Raw genomic sequence first — 18709 nt, forward strand, 5'->3', positions numbered from 1 at the left:
TATTCAATCTTAAACTTGTAATCAGTAATGCTTATAGTTGCCATATAAAAATAATGTAGAGTCAATAAGCACTAAATGTAAAAAGCGACATATTACAAGCCATACAACAAAAACAAACCATTGCCATACATTGCAAAGGTGGCAACTGCGGCACAGGGTTGGTCGCTGCACTTATTTTAAATTTGACAGGTTACACAAAAGAGGAGGTATACAACCTAGTACATGGCATTCGCCCTAAAGCACTGACTATAGAGCTATAAAAAGAGTACTTTGAGAATTTTGAGATGTAAGGCAGAGATTGGGGGGGGATTTAGCACTATGAATAGTGCGAAAAATACTTTAATGCAAGTTATGAATTAGCGTTGATAAGCTTAACCACTTGTTATGCATTGCGGTCATAGTCGTACACGCCTATGAATTTATAGAAGTTACTTTCAATAGTTTCTGTAACTTCTGGCTTGTATTCAAAGTTGTACATTAAAAATACATGCACTGTTTCTTTAATTTCACTCGAAAGAGCAGCTTTTTTGGCAAAGGACTTTCCATATGAAGAACAATTAAGAATCTCCTCTAGCGAGGATAAACCATCTAATGCCATCGCTTCCACAAAGTCGTGATCATAATAACCAAAACCAAAATCCGTACTAAATTGATTGAAAGGGTCATCGTCATCGCCACCGTAATTTTCTTCAAAATAGTCGTTCGGAATATCATCCGAAGAACACTTGGCAATCCAAATAGAAACCACATCTCTATCTTCACACTCGAAATCTGGTCCGTCATATCTACCCATGATGATTCCTATGCATAACGAGCCTCTAGATTAACTCGTTTTTTATTTATTTTTATTGATAAACTAACCATAGCTGAGTTCCTATTTTGGTTCAATCGATTACTGTACTTTTACGCAGAATATAAAAAGAGTTTGGTTTTGTTTTAATTGACGTTTTGGAAGGAATTACGGGTGCTTGAGTGGCTTTATTTTAGGTTAAAAGGGCTACCCTTTCTCAATGCATCGTGTTTTGCAGTTTTTGTTAGCTTTTTTCGTATTAATTAGGATGGCTGTCATTCTAATTTTTGTTTCAAACGATAATCGCACTACACCTATGTGTTGACCCTTGCACAAAATATCAAAGTTTTTGAGGCCTGTGGTTGCTTGATAAATATCTTCTACATCCCAATCTACGGCGTACATTTCGTAATAGGGTTTCATATTGTTAAACGTAAGCTGTGCGGCAGCCTTTAAGTCTCTAGCATCAATCTAGCCTCCAAAAAGAATTAATACTCTATAAACTAAGTAACTACTTTAATTTATTATGTTCACGTTGAATTATACTTAACCCCAAAGTAACGAATTCGAGTTTGTAAATACTAGTGGCTTTTTTTCTGAACCTCTGACAACGTAAATTTGTTCACTTTCTATAATATTTTGAATTTCGGGAAAATCGGTTACAGGTCTCCAAGAACCCTTTCCTACAACAGATAAAGGCTCGTCATTGCCAACGAATGACTCTTTGACTCGTTTGCCAAACTTGTCGTAGACGTTACAAACTCTCACCCCGTGGCGTTCGAGCATAGCTTTTATGTTTAGCCAATAATTCTCGAATTCTGAAGTATTTAATAGTTGTTCACTATGCGTATCAATATTTGTCTTAACTAGAGCCTCAGATGAAGCTGTTAGGATTAAAACGGGCTGTAAGTTAACTTCCAAAATAAAATTGCTGGAGCCTACTTCTGACTTTAGCTCAGACCAGTCAGAATCCTTCTTTATTATATCGTCTTCTCCATATCTGTTAACTTCAAAAACAGTTGTTTTAAAGTAACAACACTTTGAACCTAATATAGGTGTATTTAATGATGCTATTAACTTTGTACGGCCAGAAATATGAACATCATCAGAGTCAGTAAGATCAGAATACTTAGTCTTTGGTTTATTGAAACGCTTCTTCAACTTTCTTTCATGAGAAATGAAACGGAGCAAGATTAAATAGGCTACAAATGCCCCTAATATGTATAACAATATCTCCATAACCACCTAGTGAATATAACTTTTAAATAAGGGGGTAACACGTACAAATTTATGATGGATGTCTATTTTATTCCATGCTCCAAACTCTTTATTAAAAAAAGCACCATTAACCTTAGTATCTAAAGTCTTGCCATATCCAACTTCTTAATGGAACTTATTTCGCAACGAGTAATAAACCAAAGACCACGAATAAATTTTCACATAAAATGAGGCACATAGCGCCCGCAATAAGATGTTATCCTCTGAACCAACAAAGCGCACCAAACTTCATACTAAAACCGCTGAGTGGAACGCATCACCTAGATCGCTTTGTTATAACTCTTCCGCCATCTTACCAATTACATCCAAACATACACCGAATAAATCTTGTGCGGTATCAATATTATAAGTAGCTTCCGGATGCTGAGTTGGATTTCGGTAGTTAGCTCGAATCATATCAAGTGAATCCAGTAAATTTTTAGGTGGCTTATTATTTTTCTTTGTTTTTAGCTGTTCAAGCATATTAGCCCACATTGGCTTTGGTAGTCTTTTTTGTCTTCTATGATAAAAATAATAATTTTTTAAAACATCTTCAGTTGCTCGTAAAATATGAAATGCAGAAGCAGTTGCCTCGCCAAATAAAATACAACGTGACGATGATGATATGTCTTGTTTTGCTAACTCACTTAATTTTTCAAAATGACCATTTTTAAACAACTTATCAGGTTTATTTAAAAGAAACTCAGTATTATAGCGCCTAGAAGGAATCGTGTAGGTTTTTTTAGTACTCGATTCAGCGAATACTACTTTTTCTAAGCCAGAAAACTCGTTAATTATTTTCTCGATAGTATCTGTATCAATTTTTTCATTAGGTGTCTCGTTTTCTCTTTCATAGATATGTTCAATTAAGTCAAGAAATGAAGCGGACTGTGTCATAGCTATACTTACTTCTAAGTTAACTTCCGTTAATATACGTTCAAGATCTTTTATACCCCTCGAAACGAAATCAAATGTATGATCTCTTGCCTGCATGGCTCTAATTATTATTCCAATTAATATATAATCGTAGCTACTTCTATCTTGCACTTGGAATGCCTTATTTTGATTATTAAAGAGTTATAACAACTTACTCTACAACAATTATCGCTTTATAAACGACAGATGTCCCTATTTTATAATGCATTCACTTTAACCACCAAATAACCACCTGTAAACAATTACTAAACCTCATATCAGTTTATGCAATTGCAAAAACACACCTAAAAGTACAGATCAGTAATATTGCTCCAACAGATACTTCCCATACAAAGCACATTGTTTATTAAAATTCAGCATGTGTTATTTAAAAGGCGCTACTTAATTTCAAAGTATTGAATCTAACGCCTTTAAGCTAATACCTTTAAATTAAAGCCCTTAAACTAAAGCCTTTAAAAATGGCTCAATTTATACTCGCCAATCCCTTTATACCCGCACAAGCATATTCAACCATAGCGCTTTACGATATTATGCTCCTTTGAATTTAAATTAACTTTCAGGGCATATAATGACAACGCACACACCGCCTTCCCACTCAGCCAACACAGCTGAAAACACCCCTCTTTTTTACGTAATATTTATATCGGCCGTTGCTGCTATTGGTGGCTTTTTATTTGGTTTTGACTCGGGCGTTATTAACGGCACGGTGTCGGCACTGGGTAATGCATTTAATTCTAGCAGTGTGGCTACGGGGTTTAATGTAGCGTCTGTGCTACTTGGCTGCGCCTTAGGTGCGCTTGCTGCGGGGCCGCTGGCTGATAAGTTTGGTCGCCGTGCAATTATGATCATCACTGCGATTATTTTTGCCATTAGTGCCTTTGGGTCGGGCATTAGCGAAAGCTCTGCGGAGTTTATTTTTTACCGTTTATTTGGTGGTTTAGGTATTGGTGCTGCATCGGTATTAGCGCCTGCTTACATTGCTGAAGTTGCGCCACCAGCACTTCGTGGTCGTTTAGCTACATTGCAACAACTCGCTATTGTATTGGGTTTATTTGCTGCTTTTTTAAGTAACTACTTAATTGCTGATGCAGCAGGCAGCGCGCAAAATATTTTAATGCTTGATATAGCCGCTTGGCGCTGGATGTTTTGGGCAGAGCTTGTGCCTGCTGTGTTGTTTTTAGTGGGTGTTTTATTTATTCCTGAATCGCCTCGTTATTTAGTGGCGCAAGGTAAAGTGGATGATGCAAAAGCGGTATTTAGTAAAATATCAAACGACAATGCAGATAAACAAATAAGCGATGTAAAACGCTCATTGCATAGCGATACAAAGCCAAGTATTCGTGATTTATTTATTGATGGCAGTAAAAAAGTACACCCAATTGTTTGGGTGGGTGTGGCGCTGAGTGTGTTTCAGCAATTTGTGGGTATTAACGTGGTGTTTTATTACGGCTCTGAGCTTTGGCAGGCCGCTGGGTTTGATGAGTCGCAATCGCTATTTATAAATGTGCTCGCAGGTACTACTAATATTGTATCGACCTTTGTTGCCATTGCCCTAGTTGACAAAGTTGGCCGTAAACCACTGCTATTAATAGGCAGTATTGGTATGTTTATTAGCTTAAGCGCGCTTACTTATATATTTGGCAGTGCAGGCCTTGATGACGCAGGCAAACTTGCACTTAGCGATAACATGGGTACGTTTGCACTTATTATGGCTAACTTATTTGTGGTATTTTTTGGCTTAAGTTGGGGCCCAATTGTATGGGTATTATTAGGCGAAATGTTTAATAACCGTATTCGTGGTGCTGCCCTTGCCGTTGCTGCCAGTGCGCAGTGGATTGCTAACTTTGCAATCACCATGACCTTCCCTATTATGCTGGCTAACATTGGCCTTGCCGGCGCTTATGGATTTTATGCGTTATCGGCCCTTATAAGCATATTTTTTGTTGTTAAATACATAAAAGAAACACGCGGTAAAACGCTCGAATCTATGTAATTTTTAAAAGCGGTGATATTAATCGCCGCTTTGCTTTTACATACAATGGCGTTATTTAAGAGTGATTGTTTGGATGAGCTAGACGTTAATTAATAAATATATTTTAAACTGCTGTTAATACGTAAACGCTCCTTTTATCAGCAAGCTTTTAATACCAAAGTGTACAGCTACCGATTGCACACTTAAATATCGCTATAGCTCAATATGTTAGCGCATATAACCATTGCCGTATTACCTTTTATTATAACTAATCTATTTAAATTCCTTTTTAGAATATCAAAAATTAGCTATTGTCCGCCCATTCCAACTTTATGTATTTACTAAAATGAAAAAACAGTTAATTTCAGGCTTAGCTTTAACGTGTACGTTAGGTTCGTTCAGTGCATTTGCTACTAATGGTTATTTTACTCACGGCTATGGCATGACCCACAAAGGTATGGCTGGCGCAGGTGTAGCGCTGTCAGAAGAATTAATGTCTGGCGCTAATAATCCAGCAACCTTTTTACCTAATGGAACAGAGCTATCTCTGGGCTTAGAGCTTTTTTCACCTGAACGAAAATATACTGCATCAAAAGTAGATACTTTTTACCCTGGCGCATTTTATCTTGAAGCAAAAACACAAAAAAGCGACAACACTGTATTTGCAATTCCAGAGTTTGCTATTGGCCATCAATTAAATGAAAAAGTAAATATTGGCTTATTAGTGTATGGCAACGGCGGTATGAATACCGAGTACGGCGCAGAATCCTCTCCTGAGGGGACTTTTTACGCTGGTACGACGGGCGTTGATTTAAAACAACTCTTTATTAGCCCAACAGTAAGCTATAAGTTGAATGAACAAACACGCCTTGGTGTATCCCCTATTTACGTGGTGCAACAGTTTGAAGCGCAAGGGCTTGGAAACTTTGCTCCTTTTTCGCAATCACCAGAAGCGCTTACAAATAATGGCACCGATACAAGCACAGGCCTAGGCATTCAACTGGGTATTAGCCAAGATATAAATTCGTCATTAAGCTGGGGGGCAAGTTACCGCTCATCAGTGTCTATGCAAGAGTTTGATAGCTATAAAGGTTTATTTGCAGAGCAAGGCGGATTTGATCTGCCAAGTTCGTTTCAACTTGGCGCAGCCTACAAGCTTACCCCAAGTAATCAGGTTGTATTTGATTGGCAAAAAATAAATTACAGCGAAGTAAAAAGTATTGCAAATCCAGTCAATAACTTGATGTCAGCGCCTTTAGGAGCTAACGCCGGCGCTGGGTTTGGCTGGAACGATATGACTATTTATAAGCTTGGCTATCAGTGGCAGCGTACATCGCAACAAAAAGTTCGTTTTGGGGTGTCTTACACCGAGCAGCCTATTCCTTCTTCTCAAGTTATATTAAATATTTTAGCCCCGGGTGTTCAAGAGTGGCATTTTACTACTGGCTTTAGCCATTCTTTTACCAACAAGGTACAATTAAACGCTATGGCTTTTTATTCGCCAGCAAAAAAAGTAACGGGTGCTAACTACTTAGCGCCTAATCAACAATTATCAATCGAAATGAAACAAACCGGTTTAGGCGTTTCTATTGTTTGGGAAATTTAAAAATGATAACAGAATTCACCCCAGTATCGGCTGCAATAGGCGGTGCATTAATAGGAATAGCGTGTACGTTATTACTGGTTTTATACGGAAAAATTGCGGGTATATCAGGCATTGTTAAGTCAGTATTCGCTAAAGCAAATTCAGACTCTCGTTGGCAGTTATACTTTATTTTAGGGTTATTGTTGGCAGGAGTCGCTGTAAGGGTATTTGCGCCATCTTTATTAGAAGGCGAATTGCAATTACCGCCTTGGCTTATTGTTGTTGCAGGGCTTTTAGTTGGCGCTGGTACAACTTTAGCTAATGGGTGCACAAGTGGCCATGGTGTGTGCGGCATGTCGCGCTTTTCTGCTCGCTCTTGGGTTGCAACATGCACATTTATGCTTGTCGCCTTCATTACAGCAAACCTTGTAGGATAAATAATGAAAGCAATTATGATGGTTGTTATAGGCTTTATATTTGGCTTAGGGCTTATTATTAGCGGGATGACAAACCCTGCTAAAGTGATTAACTTTCTTACCTATGGAAACCAATGGGACGCAAGCTTAATTATAGTGATGGCTGTTGCCATGCTAATAATGATGCTTACATGGTTATGGGTTGCAAAAAAAGAGAAACCACTTATTTCAGGAACGTTTAATTTAAGTAATTTAAAAAATATTGATGCGCGCTTAATTATCGGCTCAGTACTTTTTGGTTTAGGCTGGGGTTTAAGTGGTATATGTCCAGGCCCTGGCTTGGTTCAATTGGTGTCTCTTAAAATGGAGTTTTTGTTATTTTTTGCAGCCGTCTTAGGCGGTATGTGGTTAGCCAAAAAAGTATAATATTTGCTGCCGACTAAACTCGGCAGCTACTTTTACCCAAACAAAGGTACATAACTTGCTGCAATATATATAAAACTATATTGAACAGGTTTAAGTTATGCTAAATAAAGCGCTGGAATTTTCTAACAGCACACCTTGGTTAAGCGCAGCATCCTCCCTTTTACTTATAGCTATACTACTGTTTTTAATTCGTTTTTTTGTAATGTACTGGCTAAAAAAATGGACTTCAAAAACCACGTTTATATTCGACACTTTACTAATAGAGTCAATATCTAAGCCGCTAACACTGTGCACAATTATTGTGCTGCTCACCATTTTAGAGCACGACACCTTCATTATTAGTACTTCTATTTCTCAGCAGATCCCTTTTAATAGCATTAATATTGTATTAGCGCTGCTTGCACTTATTATGTTTTTAGACCGCTTTATTATTGGCACTATTAATTACTATGGTAAACAATCAGCCGTGGTTTTTAATTCAAAAAGCATAATTAAAGGCGTGATACGCGTTACATTATCGTCAGTGGGATTACTGGTATTAATGGGCACGTTAGGTATTTCTATTACGCCCATTATTGCCTCGTTAGGTATTACATCACTGGCTGTTGCCCTTGCTTTGCAACCTACCCTCGAAAACTTTTTTTCTGGCGTGCAGCTAGTAATAGATAAACCCATAAGAGTGGGTGATTTTATTGAGCTTGAATCTAAGGAGCAAGGCTTTGTAGATCATATAGGCTGGCGATCTACATGGGTTAAAATGCTACCCAACAATATGATTATTATACCTAATAGCCAATTATCTAAGTCGCGTATTATTAATTACTTTTACCCTGAAAAAGAGCTAAGCGTGCCTGTTGATATAAGCGTGCATTACGATTCGGATTTAGAATTTGTTGAGCAAGTAACACTTGAAGTGGCTCGTGAAATACTTATTTCACACGAATGGGGCGTTGATGATTACAATACCTTTGTGGTTTTTCATACCTTTGACAGATCAAGTATTAACTTTACGGTTATGCTGCGCGCAAAAGAATACTTTAATCGCTTTTGGGTTAAATCTGCTTTTATAAAAGCCTTGCATAAACGCTATAAAAAAGAAGGTATTGTAATCCCCTTCCCTATTACGGCTATTAACACTACTCAAGAAGCCGCTAAATTTAATAGTGATAAAAAGGTGCAAGGCGACACTTAAAAAAAGCGCGAGTAACTCTCGCGCTAAATAAGTATTAAAACTTGTAGGTTATTTGCCCAATAATTTCACGAGGGCTGCCAGGAAAGTGGCCGTTTCGTTCACTAAATCCACTAACCGCGTATTCTTTATCAAACAGGTTATTAATATTTACACTCAGTAATACGTCGTCAAAGCGACTCGTCCAGCTCATATCAAATACGGTAAATGGTTTTACTTTTTGACCACTTGTACTAAGTTGCTCACTTACGTAATTTGCACCAAAGGCAATTGATGAGTCAATTGAATCCAGTGCGTAGCGAGTCCATAAACCTGCCTGGTGGCGTGGTGCATTAGCAAAGCGCGAACCATCTCCAAATGTATTTGAAAGCGTATCACCCGTTACGCCGTCTACCACTTGCGTATCGTTGTAAGCGTAGTTAGCCGTTACGGTCCAGTGCGCTGATAAATCGCCTACTAAGGTTGTTTCAAAGCCTCGGCTTTCTACTTCACCTATATTTAAAAGTGCAGCAATTCCATCTCCCGCTCCCGTATCGTCAGGGTTGCTCATTACCACGTTTTCTTTATTAATTTGGTAAATTGCAAAGGTGCTCATTATTTTGCCGTCGAGCCATTGGTTTTTCATACCCAGCTCGGTTTGCTTACCGGTTTCTGGTTCTAAATTACCTTCGCCTTCTACATCTTCTTGGTCGGCTGACGATGTAGGGTTAAAGCTCTCTGAGTAATTAATATATACCGATGTGTTTTCTATTGGCTGATAAGTAACAGCAACGCGCGGCGTTATGTCGTTATCTGAGTAACTAAAACCAGTTTCTTGATTAAACTCTTTAAAATGGTCATAGCGCAAACCTGCAATTATTGTCCACTGCTCGCCTATGCTAATTACGTCTTGCGCGTATACACCAAATCGGTCGGTATCAACGCCATCGCGGTTTAAATCGGTGAGGTTATAAGTGCTTGGGTCGGTTTCACCGTAGTTTAAATTAAAAATATTTAAATTAGCGACGCCATCGGCCTCATATCGGGCACGTAAGTAGTCATATTCGGTATCAACGGTGTGGTAATCACCACCAAATAAAAACTGATGGGTTAATTGTCCTTGTCCAAAGTTATAAACAAAGTCGGTGGTTACACTTGCCTCTTTATTGGCACGAAATTGCTTACGGTATTCACGCTTAATCGTTTCATCGTCAATATTGGCAACGCCATCACCGTTTACATCTACCCAGCTTTGCGACTCATGGTAGGCTTGGTCTCGCTCGTTATCCATGTAACGAAACGTAGTACTTAACGAAAAATCATCATTAAAATAATGGCTAAGTTCTGCTTGAAGCACCAACGCTTCCATATCTTGATAATCAACCGCTTCATTAGCGTTATAACTTGGGTCAACTAAAAAGTTGCCGTTGTCATCTACCGGTACGCCCCGTAAGCGGTTACCGCCTAGGTCTTGTTTAATGTAGTCAACACTTGTGGTTAGGGTTGTTGAATCACTTAAATCAAATAACAATCCGCCTGTCAGCTCGGTGTTTTTTGAGTCTGCATTGTTACGAAAGCTATCTTGCTCTTCATAATAACCACCCAATCTATAAGCCATTGTATCGCTTAAACCACCGGTCATATCGAGTGATGCACCTCGGGTATTGTAGTTACCCAAAGTAAGCTTTAATTCGCGTTTTTGTGTGTAGCTTGGCTTTTTAGTTACGTAATTAATCATCCCACCAGGTTCGCCACCGCCATACAAAGCAGAGGCTGGCCCTTTTAATACTTCAACACGTTCTACATTAAATAACTGCGGTACACCAAAGCCCGAATATGGGTCGCCACGCACACCATCGTAAAATACATTTGCGTCATCTCTAAAACCACGAAAAGTTACGCCTGAGTAGCTATATTCGCTCACTCCCGCAATAGATCGGTACAAATCGGTAATGTCACGCGCTGCTTGGTCAATAATAAGTTGCTCGGTTAATACCTGCGCAGATTGCGGAAGCTTAATAAGATCTAAATTAGTTTTAGTCCCAATTTTACTTTCGGTTTCTAGGTAAAATTGCTGGGCACGGCCAGTTACTTCAATAGTTTCAATGTCGTCGTTTTGTTGTGAAAAAGCTATATTAGAAAAAACAGATAAAGACGCAGCAATACTTAATGCCAAATAATTAGGGTTAAACATGATAATTCCTGGGAGAAGTGTAGATAGCCAACAACCTAAATGATAACTTTTATCATTTTCATAATCAACACAAGGGCGGGTTTAATACATCTAAATATTAGAACTAATATTACTTAAAACAGAGCGCTAGCCCTTTTATTGCAATTAAAATAAAACCCCTACGGCACTAAATGCGGTAGGGGTTATTAAGTAGTTCTTAAATTAGTTTTAGCGTGTAATTTACCCAGCAATATTGCTAATTTGAATTACTGGAGACACGTTAGTAAAGTTAACTAAATCAGCGGCTATTGCCTCTTGATGAGGTGCAAAGGCTTGCTGAAAAGATTCTACCGATTCAAACACTAAATGCCCCATAGCAATATAAGTTGGCGCTTCGCCCGGTGCGCCACCTGCTAAACCTGCATCTGCACTACTTGATATAAGCGCTTTACCAACTAACTCTGCAACTAGGGGTAAATGTGTTTTACAGTAGTAGTCCATATCGAAAGTAGCACTTTCATTATTTGGGTATAATACGCTTACTTTAATCATTACATTCTCTCTTTTATTTACTAAAAAATTTAAAGCTGTGCTAATAAACAGCTTTACAAACTAGTGTTCAAAGCGTCTTTTGAAATAGTATGTATCATACATAAGTAAAAAAACGCATAAGTGAGCAGTCGCTCAATTATGCGTTATTCATACTCATAGCGCCAGTAATTTGATTGCAGTGCTTATTTTAATTAAGGTGATACTTCGCTAATTTACTTAAGTGCGGGTCGTTTTTTAAAAGGTTTGGGCGGTAAAGACTCTACAAAGTTAACGCACGTATTTACCCAATATGCTAAATCAGAATCAGACTCAAAACCTTCAGGCAAAATATAAACCAAGCCCTTAACTGGCTTTCCGGTAAAGTCCATTTCAGTTACATGGGGTTTAGCTAAACAATCGCTGTAGTTTTCAGGCCCTACTCGCACCATCAGCTTGTTGCCTATTATTACGCAGCACATATACTCAGAAATTATAAAACATAAACCACCAAACATTTTCTTTACTACTAAATCGTGGCGCGCATTAAACAACTCATAAAGTCGCTCTTCTAACCCTCTGTCAAACGCCATTTAAGCATCTCTATTTTTTAATAAACACATTACACACTTAATAACGGTAATAGCACTTAAACCTAAGTAAATAAAATAATAAAAGGTGGCTGGGAAAGGTATGCAAAGAGTAGGTATAAAATTATTTTGGGCTTAAAGTTTTTATTAAACTGCACTAATCAAAGCTGATTGAGCTGACACTAGTGCGGTTTAAAAGTAAGTATAAAACTAACTTATTCAATTTTAATAAACCAAAATGCTTATGCTGACAGTTGCACTTGAGCATCTGCTGCAGATACTTTTTTCATGCTGCCTTGTTGTTCAAGACGAATATGCCAACTAAACGCTTCTTCAAGTAAATGAGGGGTATGCCCGCCACGCTCACAAGCACGATTGTAGTAATCTAACATATCGTCACGATAATCTGGGTGCACGCAGTGCTTAATAACTTGTATCGCTCGCTCACGCGGCGCTAAACCGCGTAAATCAGCTAATCCTTGCTCGGTTACTAAAATATCAACATCGTGCTCGTTATGATCAACATGACTCGCCATAGGCACTACGCTTGAAATAGCGCCATTTTTAGCAATCGATTTAGTCACAAATATTGCTAAATGAGCATTACGAGCAAAATCACCAGAGCCACCAATACCATTCATCATCCGTGTGCCACAAACATGTGTTGAATTTACGTTGCCATACATATCAAACTCAAGCGCGGTGTTTATTGCAATAATCCCTAAACGGCGCACTATTTCAGGATGGTTAGAAATTTCTTGAGGGCGTAACACTAGCTTGTCTTTGTATTGTTCTAAGTTATTAAATACTTGCGCATTACAACGCTCAGACAACACAATTGAGCTGCCCGATGCAAAACTAAGCTTACCTGCGTCAATTAGGTCAAACGTCGAATCTTGTAGTACTTCAGAGTACATTGTTAGGTCTTTAAAGTCAGAGTCGAGTAGTCCCATCATTACAGCATTAGCAATGTTACCAATGCCTGCTTGCAGCGGACCTAAATTAGCTGGCAATTTATTTTGAGCCACTTCGTCTTTAAAAAAGTTAACTAAATGGCGCGCAATAGCGGCGGTGTCTTCATCAGGGTCGGTAACGGTAGAAAACGAGTCGCTTTGGTTAGTAAAAACAATACCAACAATTTTTGCAGGATCGATAGGAATTGCAGTACTACCAATTCGGTCATCCACTTTAACTAACGGCATTGGTTGGCGAGTAGGACGATAAGATGGAATGTATATGTCATGCAAACCTTCAAGATTCGGGTTATGCAGCATATTAATTTCAACGATTACTTCTTTGGCAAAAATAGCAAAACTCGCTGAATTACCAACCGATGTAGTCGGCACAATATGCCCTTCTTCGGTAATGGCAACGGCTTCAATAACAGCCACATCAGGCATGGTTAATTGATGATTTCGTAGATGCTCAACCGTTTCAGATAAATGCTGATCAATAAACATAACTTCGCCGTTATTAATCGCTTTACGTAAAGTACTGTCTACTTGAAAAGGCATACGACGCGCTAAAATGCCCGCCTCTGTTAATAGCTTGTCTAGATCATTACCTAATGACGCACCCGTCATTAAGTTTATTTTGATTGGATTTTTTTTGACTTGCTCAATTAATGCTCTGGGTACTGCTTTAGCTTCTCCGGCACGAGTGAAACCACTCATCCCTACAGTCATTCCATCTTTAATAAATTGGCTTGCTTGTTCTGCCGGCATCACCTTGTCATGCAGGTTACTATTGCGAATACGTTCCAAGTGCATACTGAGCTCCTCTCTAAATTTGACATTATTCTAATCCTAACTTCGTACTACACAATCTAGACTTAAGTCGTATTTACGAATCGAGGATGAGCAACATGTTTAAAAGGGAGGTTAATTTACTTTTAATTAATACTATCATGTAGTTATTAGTAATATTTTTAACAAAAATGACATAACAATCTATAAAGTAATTTATAAAGTAATCTATAAATAAATAGTATTATTTAATTAGAAGAATTATTTTTGAGGAATTAAGTTTATTAGTTCAAACACCCAAATGAGGAATTTGGGTGGCAGTCTTACCAGCCACATCTCGGCACACACGTCACAAACTGTGGCTGCTCCCTTCCGGGCCTGACCAGGTTCGCCTGCTAGTGTTGCGAGAGGACCAATAAGACTACCATTGAGGGCCTTGGTTGGCGCGGGAGGGATTATCTCTACTTTTGCTCTGTTATTCAAGGGATAATCTAAAAAGAAAGTGCGATTGCATACTTCATATACAATCGCGGCGTATTTAGCTATTTTAGTGCGTATTAATTGTTCTCTAACTGCGCTTTTATATTACGTAATGCTGCTTTTACTTTTTTCATGTTTTCTGGACCCATACGTAAAAGCTGTTTTTGTGCATCTGGTAATTGCTCCCACTCCGAAAACGCATACTGATACGTTACTGAATCACGAAGTAACGGCAAGTCACCTTCAGGCTCTGGCGTATCAAGTAATAAATCGATTGCATCTGTTAGCGTTTGATTAAACTCGTCATCGCCGTAACCAATTTCACTGTATGCATTATTAATAAGTGGCTTGTACTCTTCGTACATGCGAACGGCTTGCGCTGCACTCATACTGGTAAATATTTTAACATACGGTGTATAACGCTCGTAGCTGTTAGGGTTAATCGTTAGGATATCACCTTCATTCACGCTAAATTTTTCTTCTGGCTGTACAACAGGCATGTGTTTTTTAGCTATTTTTCCTTTTGCTAAGTTATCTACATATACCACACCACGACGAATAACATCGTCGGTCACCATTAAGCTCATTACTGAGTCGCTTAGGTACTCGTCCATTTTAGCAACAACAACTGCATCACTTTCGTTAAGCGTTGGTAGTGGCTCTACTTCTGGCTCTGGCTCACTTGGACTTTGTGCTGGTACTTCAAGCTCTGCTGGCTTTTCTGGATTTACAGACGGCGCATCTACCACGGGGTCGTTCTCGGGTTTAAGCTCCATCATAGGTTGTTCTTTAACTGTGGGCTCTACCTCAGTGCGTGTTGCTTGCTCGTCACTGGGTGTTAGCAATACGAAAGCGGCCGCACATGCTACGACTATTAAAATAATAACGGCGAAAAGAATATTGTTATTAGGTGGACGTTTTTGAACATCTGATGCTTCTGGTTTATCTGACATACGAACTCCATAAAAATTAAAATGCGATATCACTTAGAGTACGCTAAGTGGATTAAATTCATTCTTACACAAATACTATTACATTTTATAATATGGCAATTATAGCAAAGTAAGTTACGTACTAAATTGGGTGATTAAACAATGTAATAAGTATTAGGGCAGTTATCCTTTGATTCTTCTAGCTTAAAGACTTACAGTTAATAAATAAAGTAAAGACGTAGAACAGTTTAACCACCAATATGAAAATCAAGCAAGTTGATCCACAAAAACCTAAAATTGCCTTATTACTCACAGGTGGTGGCGCACGTGCTGCTTATCAAGTGGGTGTCCTTAAAGCGCTAGCTCATAGTATGCCTCGTACCGCTCCATTGCCATTTAGAGTAATAAATGGCACCTCTGCTGGGGCTATTAACTCAGCTGCGTTAGCATGTTACGCCTCCTGTGCGCATTTGGCTGTACGAAAGCTTGAATCAGTTTGGAAAAACTTTTCAACCTCTATGGTCTATAAAAGTGATTTTTTAAGCGTATTTGGTCATATTGCGCGTAATATTTTAACGAGCTTTCAGTCAGAACATATTAACCATCCACCAGCGAGCTTGCTAAACAACCGCCCTCTGCGTGGTTTATTAAACGAAATTTTAGATTTACACCGCATTGAGCGCAATTTACATCGTAATTATTTAGATGCGCTGTCTATTACGGCCTCAAGTTATACAACGGGCGACTCTGTTGCATTTTTTCAATCTAATACGCAAACATCATGGCAGCGTGCTAAACGCGAAGGCCGTGCAACTCGTATTAATGTTGAGCACTTAATGGCATCGAGTGCCATCCCTATGGTGTTTCCAAGTGTAAATATTTATAACCATTACTTTGGGGATGGCTCTATACATCAACTTTCTCCGCTGAGTCCGTCGATTCATTTAGGCGCTGAAAAAATATTTATTATTGGGGTCGACCAACCCAAAGAATTACACCCACCGGGTTACTCGCCACATTATCCGGGTCTATCTGCTGTTGCAGGGCATTTACTCGACAGTGTATTTACCGACACTATGCAATCGGATTTAGAGCGTTTGGCTCGTGTTAACCGAACATTAGGGCTATTACCCGCTCGCGACAAACATCAAGAACTTAAACAAATAGATACCTTTGTCATTAACCCTTCGCAAAACTTTAATGCCATTGCAGCTCAGTATTACGACGATATGCCATGGGCCATTAAAGTATTGCTACGTACCATAGGTGTAAAAAAGCATTCGCAATCGAGTTTAACCAGTTACCTATTGTTTGAAAAACGCTACACCCAGCATTTAATGCAAATTGGCTATGAAGACGGTATGGCGCAGCTGCCTAAGATGCGTGAATTTTTAGAGTTAGATTAATCTTTTAGAGCTAGATTAATCTAGGTCATTATTCGATTCCGTCGAGCAGGTAGTGCTCTACCCGCTCAACACGCCTTGGTTTACCTTGTAATACTAAAACGTCATTAGCCAATAATGTTGTTTGCGCTGATGGCGTATCTATTTCGGCTCCTTCTCTGCGCAGTGCTTTTACGAGTACTCGCCGCTTTTCTAAATTAAGATCTTCAATTGTTTTACCCACGGCATAAGCTTGCTGAGGTAGCGCTACAACATGTAAGTATTCTAATCGTTCACTTGAGGCATCTTCGCTATCTTTAAAATACCCTGCGTAAAAGCTTTGCATTAACGGATAACGATTACGACGTTCTTTACTTACTCTACGCACAATACGCGTCATCGGTACGCCCGACATAGACAACACATGCGACACGAGCATTAAGCTCGCCTCTAACGACTCTGGCACTACTTCGGTTACGCCTAGCCCTTTTAAATAATCTAACTGGCTATCGTCACGAGTACGAATAAGTATTTTAACGTTGGGCGCTATTTGTTTTATGGCATCAATAACAACTTGTGCGTGATCAAGCTCTGTAAAAGTAATAATAACCAAGCGAGCTCGCTCTACTCCTGCGCACTTTAAAATATCTTTTTGTTTAACATAGCCAAATATAACAGGCTCACCTGCCGCTTTGCCTTCTTGTACTAAAATTGGGTTACTTTCAATGGCAACGTAGTCTATTGCTTCGGGCTTTAAAAAACGCGCTATAGTTTGCCCAACACGCGAAAAACCACAAATAACAACATGGTCACTATAAAGTGTACTACTTTGTGGCTCACTCTCCAGCGCTAAACTAGGGCGATCGAGTATACCCAAACGCTTTAAAATAAATGGCGTTTTATCAATCAAAAATGGTGTAAATGCCATTGATAACACACCAAGGGCAATTAAAAATGAAGCTTGCTCTGAGTTTAATAACTGATGCTGGCCAGCAAGTGCGATAAGTACAAAACCAAACTCCCCCATTTGCCACAGCATAATGCCACAGGCGAGTGAGTCTTGGTTTCGCTCATGCATTAGCCGCGCACTAAGTGCTACTACTGTAATTTTTAATACGAGTAACCCAAGCAATGCGCCAATAATTATTACTATATGCGCCAGTACAAATAAAATATCCAACTGCATACCCACAGTTACAAAAAACAGCCCCATTAAAATATCGCGAAATGGACGTATATCGGCCTCTAACTGATGCCTGTAATGGCTCTCACCTAACATCATTCCCGCTAAAAAAGCGCCCAATGCCATAGACAAGCCAAACATATACGTTAAAAAGCCCGCAAATAAGGCGACTAATATAGTGGTAAGCACAAACAACTCATCGGTTCGTACTTGCGCTATTTCTTTAAACACAATGGGCAATACCCATTTACCAATTGCCCAAAGAAGCACGCATACAAATGCGCCCTTACTTAGGGCAAACGCTAAAGCCCAGCCAATACTTTGAGAGTCGCTTGATGCAAATAAAGGAAGTATTATTAATAGAGGAACAACAGCAATATCTTGAAAAAGCAGTACACCAACGGCCAATTGCCCACGGCGCTGATTAAGCTCACCCGTTTCTTTTAATAGCTTAACCACTACAGCCGTAGAAGAAAGCGCCATAATTGTACCAATGGTAAAACTGGTGAGTAGGGAAAAGTCTAAACAATATAAAATAATAATGAAGAGTAAGCTGGTTATACCTACTTGTAACGAGCCCAGCCCAAATACTAGGCTTCGCATTGCCATTAGCCGCGAAATAGAAAATTCTAATCCCAAACTAAATAACAAAAACACAATACCAAGCTCTGCTACAAACTCTATTTCATGAGATTGCGCTAACCAACCAATACCATGACTACCGGCTAAAACCCCCGTTGCTAGGTACGCCAAAATAGGCGGCAAGCCAATGCGTTTAAAAAACCACACAAAAAGAACTGCTGCCACTAGCAAGCCAAAAATTTGAACGTTAATACTCTGCAAATTCGGCCTCACGCGTCAATTAAACCAAGGGACTTACTTTAAATATAGCAACCTTCTGTTTTTCAGCCAGTTTTAAAATATGGCACAAAAATCGCTTAGTAATTGCAAAGTAACACCCTCGGGGGAGAATTTAATGGAAAACGTCCATATTTTGACGCAGCGTGTGTCTGGTCGCGGTGATTTTTTGCCGTTTTCAGCTGAACATTCGCCAACAAATGAAATAACAGAAACACATAAACTCGTCACAGAGCTACAAACTAGCTTAGTGATTGAGGATGTTTTAGCTATATACGCAAAATTTAC

The 18709-nt window shown here is 39.0% G+C and carries 15 protein-coding genes, 1 other RNA gene and 2 pseudogenes; 8 read left to right on the plus strand and 10 right to left on the minus strand.

Annotated features, from left to right (window positions below):
* Positions 1-80 precede the first annotated feature (80 nt).
* A pseudogene (locus P20429_RS20365) lies at positions 81-260 on the plus strand (tyrosine-protein phosphatase); the annotation flags it as partial.
* A gap of 122 nt (positions 261-382) precedes the next feature.
* Here the strand turns inward: P20429_RS20365 and P20429_RS08100 are convergent.
* The 3 genes from P20429_RS08100 to P20429_RS19620 form a co-directional block, all read right to left on the minus strand.
* Positions 383-793 (minus strand): immunity 22 family protein, encoded by a 411-nt coding sequence (locus P20429_RS08100; RefSeq protein ID WP_007584050.1) that lies wholly within the window; start codon positions 791-793, stop codon positions 383-385.
* Between the two features lie 543 nt (positions 794-1336).
* Positions 1337-2029 (minus strand): hypothetical protein, encoded by a 693-nt coding sequence (locus tag P20429_RS08095; RefSeq protein ID WP_007584052.1) that lies wholly within the window; start codon positions 2027-2029, stop codon positions 1337-1339.
* A 312-nt stretch (positions 2030-2341) separates the two neighbouring features.
* On the minus strand, positions 2342-3094 hold the full coding sequence (locus P20429_RS19620) for a hypothetical protein (protein WP_033026875.1): 753 nt from the start codon (positions 3092-3094) through the stop codon (positions 2342-2344).
* A 457-nt stretch (positions 3095-3551) separates the two neighbouring features.
* Between P20429_RS19620 and P20429_RS08090 the strand changes: the two genes are divergently transcribed.
* The 5 genes from P20429_RS08090 to P20429_RS08075 all read left to right on the plus strand — a co-directional run bounded on the left by P20429_RS08090 (position 3552) and on the right by P20429_RS08075 (position 8574).
* Positions 3552-4976, plus strand: a complete 1425-nt coding sequence (locus P20429_RS08090) for a sugar porter family MFS transporter (RefSeq protein ID WP_007584054.1) — start codon at positions 3552-3554, stop codon at positions 4974-4976.
* Positions 4977-5301: 325 nt separating this feature from the next.
* Complete coding sequence (locus P20429_RS08085; RefSeq protein WP_007584055.1) at positions 5302-6561, plus strand: OmpP1/FadL family transporter; 1260 nt, start codon at positions 5302-5304, stop codon at positions 6559-6561.
* 2 nt (positions 6562-6563) lie between these two features.
* Positions 6564-6977 (plus strand): YeeE/YedE family protein, encoded by a 414-nt coding sequence (locus tag P20429_RS20370; RefSeq protein WP_007584056.1) that lies wholly within the window; start codon positions 6564-6566, stop codon positions 6975-6977.
* Positions 6978-6980: 3 nt separating this feature from the next.
* The gene (locus P20429_RS08080; RefSeq protein WP_007584057.1) at positions 6981-7382 is read left to right on the plus strand and encodes a DUF6691 family protein; all 402 of its coding nucleotides are present in this window, start codon (positions 6981-6983) and stop codon (positions 7380-7382) included.
* Between the two features lie 97 nt (positions 7383-7479).
* Positions 7480-8574 (plus strand): mechanosensitive ion channel family protein, encoded by a 1095-nt coding sequence (locus P20429_RS08075; protein ID WP_007584058.1) that lies wholly within the window; start codon positions 7480-7482, stop codon positions 8572-8574.
* Between the two features lie 34 nt (positions 8575-8608).
* On the opposite strand, the gene P20429_RS08070 is transcribed toward P20429_RS08075, so the two are convergent.
* The 6 genes from P20429_RS08070 to P20429_RS08050 all read right to left on the minus strand — a co-directional run bounded on the left by P20429_RS08070 (position 8609) and on the right by P20429_RS08050 (position 15019).
* Positions 8609-10744: a TonB-dependent siderophore receptor gene (locus P20429_RS08070; protein ID WP_007584062.1), complete on the minus strand. Its 2136-nt coding sequence runs from the start codon at positions 10742-10744 to the stop codon at positions 8609-8611.
* 219 nt (positions 10745-10963) lie between these two features.
* Positions 10964-11275, minus strand: a complete 312-nt coding sequence (locus P20429_RS08065) for an EthD family reductase (RefSeq protein WP_007584064.1) — start codon at positions 11273-11275, stop codon at positions 10964-10966.
* A 212-nt stretch (positions 11276-11487) separates the two neighbouring features.
* A complete protein-coding gene (locus tag P20429_RS08060; RefSeq protein WP_007584067.1) occupies positions 11488-11844 on the minus strand; it encodes a TfoX/Sxy family protein in 357 nt (118 codons plus the stop codon).
* 239 nt (positions 11845-12083) lie between these two features.
* Positions 12084-13610 carry an acetyl-CoA hydrolase/transferase family protein gene (locus P20429_RS08055; protein ID WP_007584069.1) on the minus strand — a complete coding sequence of 509 codons (1527 nt, stop codon included), beginning with the start codon at positions 13608-13610 and terminating at the stop codon, positions 12084-12086.
* A 297-nt stretch (positions 13611-13907) separates the two neighbouring features.
* An RNA gene (ffs, locus tag P20429_RS20375) (signal recognition particle sRNA small type) lies at positions 13908-14004 on the minus strand.
* 139 nt (positions 14005-14143) lie between these two features.
* Positions 14144-15019: a DUF3014 domain-containing protein gene (locus P20429_RS08050; RefSeq protein WP_007584071.1), complete on the minus strand. Its 876-nt coding sequence runs from the start codon at positions 15017-15019 to the stop codon at positions 14144-14146.
* Positions 15020-15258: 239 nt separating this feature from the next.
* Here P20429_RS08050 and P20429_RS08045 point away from each other — a divergent pair, with 239 nt between their 5' ends.
* Positions 15259-16404, plus strand: coding sequence for a patatin-like phospholipase family protein (locus P20429_RS08045; RefSeq protein WP_007584072.1), 1146 nt, complete (start codon positions 15259-15261; stop codon positions 16402-16404).
* A 28-nt stretch (positions 16405-16432) separates the two neighbouring features.
* Here P20429_RS08045 and P20429_RS08040 read toward each other — a convergent pair whose 3' ends face one another.
* Positions 16433-18406, minus strand: coding sequence for a monovalent cation:proton antiporter-2 (CPA2) family protein (locus P20429_RS08040; protein ID WP_007584073.1), 1974 nt, complete (start codon positions 18404-18406; stop codon positions 16433-16435).
* Positions 18407-18539: 133 nt separating this feature from the next.
* Between P20429_RS08040 and P20429_RS21055 the strand changes: the two are divergent.
* Positions 18540-18709 (plus strand): annotated as a pseudogene (locus P20429_RS21055) (GGDEF domain-containing protein); the annotation flags it as partial.

The sequence above is a fragment of the Pseudoalteromonas sp. BSi20429 genome (assembly GCF_000238895.1).
Lineage (GTDB): Bacteria > Pseudomonadota > Gammaproteobacteria > Enterobacterales > Alteromonadaceae > Pseudoalteromonas > Pseudoalteromonas arctica.